This is a genomic window from Mycobacterium sp. (genome assembly GCF_040398885.1).
Lineage (GTDB): Bacteria > Actinomycetota > Actinomycetes > Mycobacteriales > Mycobacteriaceae > Mycobacterium.
The window spans coordinates 1-2,044 of the sequence record NZ_JBBATF010000281.1 but is presented as its reverse complement, the minus strand read 5'-3'; the positions used below and the strand labels follow the sequence as shown (position 1 = coordinate 2,044).

The 2,044-nt window shown below is 68.5% G+C and carries 1 protein-coding gene; it reads left to right on the top strand.

Features of this window, described 5'->3' with window-relative positions; translation table 11 throughout:
* A partial coding sequence (glgB, locus tag ADBZ5U_RS16020) for a 1,4-alpha-glucan branching protein GlgB (RefSeq protein WP_526811850.1) occupies nt 1–1,954 on the top strand: 1,954 nt, incomplete at its 5' end.
* Between the last annotated feature and the right edge of the window lie 90 nt (nt 1,955–2,044).

Below are 2,044 nucleotides of genomic sequence, written 5' to 3'. Positions count from 1 at the left end.
CCTCACCACCGCCGACGGCTACCGCTTCCTGCCGACCCTCGGCGAGGTGGATCTGCACCTGTTCGCCGAGGGCCGCCACGAGCGACTCTGGGAGATCCTCGGCGCCCACCCCCGCACGTTCACCACCGCCGACGGCCCGGTCGAGGGGGTGTCGTTCGCCGTCTGGGCCCCGAATGCCAAGGGCGTCAGCCTGATCGGCGAGTTCAACGGATGGGACGGCAACGACGCCCCGATGCGGGTGCTGGGTTCCTCGGGGGTGTGGGAACTGTTCTGGCCGGGCTTCGCCCCCGACGGGCTGTACAAGTTCCGGGTGCACGGTGTGGACGATTCGGTCACCGACCGGGCCGACCCGATGGCCTTCGCCACCGAAGTCCCGCCCCGAACCGGCTCCCGGGTGTTCGTCTCGAATTACCGATGGAACGACGACGACTGGATGACCGACCGCGCCGCCGGCAACCCGGTGCTCGGGCCGATGAGCACCTACGAGGTCCACCTGGGATCGTGGCGGCCCGGCCTGAGCTACCGCGAATTGGCCGAACAGCTCACCGAATACGTTGTGGCCCAGGGCTTCACCCACGTGGAGTTGCTTCCGGTGGCCGAGCACCCGTTCGGCGGTTCCTGGGGTTACCAGGTCACCTCCTACTACGCGCCCACCTCCCGGTTCGGCACACCCGACGACTTCCGGTATCTCGTGGACCGGCTGCACCGGGCGCGGATCGGCGTCATCGTGGACTGGGTGCCGGCACACTTCCCCAAGGACGCCTGGGCGCTCGGGCGGTTCGACGGGACCGCGCTCTACGAGCATTCCGATCCCCGCCGTGGCGAGCAACTCGACTGGGGCACTTACGTTTTCGACTTCGGCCGCCCGGAGGTGCGTAACTTCCTGGTCGCCAACGCCCTGTACTGGCTGCAGGAGTTCCACGTCGACGGCCTGCGGGTCGACGCGGTGGCCTCGATGCTCTACCTGGACTACTCCCGTCCGGCGGGCGGCTGGACGCCCAACGCCTTCGGCGGCCGCGAGAACCTGGAGGCGGTGCAGTTCCTGCAGGAGATGAACGCCACCGTGCACAAGATCACCCCGGGCGTCGTGACCATCGCCGAGGAGTCCACCTCCTGGCCCGGGGTGACCCGCGCCACCAACCTGGGCGGCCTCGGGTTCTCGATGAAGTGGAACATGGGCTGGATGCACGACACCCTGGACTACGTCAGCCGGGACCCGATCTACCGCAGCTATCACCACCACGAGATGACGTTCTCGATGCTGTACGCCTACAGCGAGAACTACGTGCTGCCGATCAGCCACGACGAGGTCGTGCACGGCAAGGGCACGCTGTGGAGCCGGCTGCCGGGAAACGACCATGTCAAGGCCGCCGGGCTGCGCACCCTGCTGGCCTACCAGTGGGCGCACCCCGGCAAGAAGCTGCTGTTCATGGGACAGGACTTCGGGCAGCGGGCCGAGTGGTCCGAGGAGTGCGGGCTGGACTGGTTTCAGCTGGAGGAGCACGGCTTCTCCGCGGGCATCCAGCGGTTCATGTCCGACGTCAACGGCGTCTACCGCGGCCGCCCGGCGCTGTGGAGCCTGGACTACCGCCCCGAGGGCTACTCCTGGATCGACGCCAACGACTCGGCCAACAACGTGCTCAGCTTCCTGCGGTACGGCTCGGACGGGTCGGTGCTGGCCTGCGTGTTCAACTTCTCCGGCATCGAGCACACCCACTACCGGCTCGGTCTGCCACAGGCCGGCACCTGGCGCGAGGTCCTCAACAGCGACGCGACCGTCTACAGCGGGTCGGGCATCGGCAACATGGGGTCGGTGCGGGCAACCGGCGACCCCTGGCACGGGCGCCCGGCGTCGGCACGGCTGGTGCTGCCGCCCAACTCGGCCCTCTGGCTCGAACCCGCCGCCCCGCCCTCTTCCGCCCAAACGAACAAACGGGCGCGAAAGAGCGAGTGAATCGCGCCATTTCGTCGAGCTCGGCGTCGGTGTCGCGGGCTAGTACAGGGCGTTGGCGAGAATCCGGCGACCGGCGATCACGGCCGGGCC